Raw genomic sequence first — 2,581 nt, forward strand, 5'->3', positions numbered from 1 at the left:
TCATTGGTTTCCACCTGCTGACTGGTTTGAACCAAATCTAAGCATACGTCCACACATTCGTTACAAATGTATGCGTCCTCGCCTGCAATCAGCTTCCCGACTTCAGACTGCGTTTTACCGCAAAATGAACAATGCTTTTGTCCTTGAGGATGTTCGGACATATTTACTCCACTATCTCAATCTTTAAAACTTATGGACGTTTAGTTAAAACTTCATCCACAAGACCGTATTCTTTCGCTTGCTGAGCAGTCATAAAGTTATCACGGTCTGTATCACGTGCAACTTTCTCGTAATCCTGACCGCTGTGTTCAGCCATTAAACGGTTTAAACGTTCTTTAATAAACAGAATTTCACGTGCATGAATTTCAATATCAGAAGCCTGACCACGGAAACCACCGAGTGGCTGGTGAATCATCACGCGTGCATTTTCAAGGCAATAACGCTTACCTTTAGTACCGGCATTGAGCAGGAATGCACCCATAGATGCGGCCTGACCCATACAGTACGTCACTACATCAGGTTTAATAAACTGCATGGTGTCATAAATCGCCATACCTGCAGTCACAGAACCACCTGGTGAATTAATATATAAATGGATATCTTTATCTGGATTTTCAGCCTCTAAAAACAACATTTGCGCAACAATAAGGTTCGCCATGTTGTCTTCAACTTCGCCCGTCATAAAAATCACACGTTCACGCAAAAGGCGTGAATAAATATCAAAAGAACGCTCACCACGAGAGGATTGTTCTACCACCATTGGCACCAAAGCGTTTTCAATCGTTGGAACATACATACGTTTATTTATTCCTAAATTTTTTGTGAACTAACCCATAATCACAATATGAGGGATAATCACTGAAATTGCAAAAAATTCGCCAACAAATCCATCATATTTTTTGCATTAGTTTTGTGAAAAACAGAAATACTTTTTTGGATCTGGATATGAAAAAAAAGGCGCATTGAGCGCCTTTTTTATGGAAAGCTAAAATTAAGCTTGTTGACGAGCTTGTTGCTCTTTCAATAAGTCTTCATAGCTTACAGTCGCATCAGTCACTTTAGCAGAAGCTAAAATGTAATCAACTACTTGGTCTTCTAGTACAACAGCTTCGATTTGTTGACGTTGTTGCGTATCGTTTTTGAAGTATTCGATCACTTCGTTTGGATCTTCATAAGAAGATGCCATGTCTTGGATATACGCTTCAACACGTGCTGGATCTACTTCGATCTTCGCATCAGCTAAAACACGGCTTACAAGTACGCCAAGTTTTACAGATTTTTCAGCTTGTTCTTTGAACAATTCATCTGGAAGCATGCTTGAATCAAATGCTTTCGCGCCTTGAGCACCGAACTGCTGAGTGAACTGCTGGATCATTTGTTGACGTTGACGGTCAATTTCTTGAGCAAGCATTGCAGCTGGAAGTTCAACTTCGTTTGCAGCAACGAGCGCATCAAAAGTTGCACCTTTAACCTGGTTGCGCAGGCCGTTTTTCACTTCACGTTCCATGTTTTTACGAACGTCTGCTTTTAACTTCTCAACGCCTTCTTCTTCAGTTACACCGAAGATTTTCAGGAATTCAGCATCAATTTCTGGAAGTTTCTGTTTTTCAACAAGCTTCACAGTGATTTTGAATTGAGCTTGTTTACCAGCAAGGTTTTCAGCTTGATAGTCTTCAGGGAAAGTAACATCAATTACTTTCTCTTCGCCTTTCTTCATGCCGATGATGCCTTCTTCGAAGCCAGGGATCATACGACCAGAGCCAAGTACAAGTTTGAAGTCTTCAGCAGTGCCGCCTTCAAATTTCTCGCCATCAACAGTACCTTCGAAGTCGAAAGTTACTTGCATGTCTTTTTTAGCCATGCCTTTTGTTTCAGCCCAGGCAGCACGTTGTTTTTGAAGATTTTCAATCATCTTCTCAACGTCTTTATCGTTGACTTCAGCTGCTTTACGTTCAACTTCCAGACCTTCGAATTTAACTTCGATTTCTGGATAAACTTCAACAGTCGCTGTATATACCAGCGCGTCGTCTTTCATTTCAGTTTTTTCGATGTTCGGCATGCCTACAGCATTGATTTTCTCTTGCTGGATCGCCTCGAATACTGTGTCACGAATAATGTCGTTTACTACTTCTTGGTAAATACCCGCGCCGTATTCACGACGAACTACGTTTACAGGCACTTTACCTGGACGGAAGCCGTTGATCTTCGCAGTTTTAGCAGTGCGTTTTAAACGAGCTTCAAATTGCTCATTAATACGGCTCGTCGGTACAGAAACATTTAAACGACGGGCAACGCCCGAAACCGCTTCAGAAGTTACTTGCATGGCTTCCTCTATATATTAGGTAATAACAGGTTTATAAAAACGTGCCACATTATATGACAACCTTTAAGGATATACAAAAAATACGCGAGAGTTCCACTTTTTAAGCCTTTTTTATTTGAAATGCTCGCTTTTTAAATATTCAGTCAACCCAATTTAAAGGGAGGAATTGTATATTTTTATTGCAAATGATAAGTACTATCATTAATATCCAGTTTCTTATTTAAGCAACAATACTAATTTATTCTTCGGTTCGGGAAT

General features: G+C 40.1%; 3 protein-coding genes. All 3 read right to left on the reverse strand.

Annotated elements, in window-relative coordinates; translation table 11 throughout:
• The coding region (locus KUG37_RS14530) for a ClpX C4-type zinc finger protein (protein WP_302052342.1) at positions 1-161 on the reverse strand (161 nt) is incomplete at its 3' end.
• A 29-nt stretch (positions 162-190) separates the two neighbouring features.
• A complete protein-coding gene (gene clpP / locus KUG37_RS14535; RefSeq protein WP_004647427.1) occupies positions 191-796 on the reverse strand; it encodes an ATP-dependent Clp endopeptidase proteolytic subunit ClpP in 606 nt (201 codons plus the stop codon).
• 195 nt (positions 797-991) lie between these two features.
• On the reverse strand, positions 992-2,323 hold the full coding sequence (gene tig / locus KUG37_RS14540; protein ID WP_216938460.1) for a trigger factor: 1,332 nt from the start codon (positions 2,321-2,323) through the stop codon (positions 992-994).
• Between the last annotated feature and the right edge of the window lie 258 nt (positions 2,324-2,581).

This window comes from Acinetobacter sp. BY419 (genome assembly GCF_019038395.1).
Classification (GTDB): domain Bacteria; phylum Pseudomonadota; class Gammaproteobacteria; order Pseudomonadales; family Moraxellaceae; genus Acinetobacter.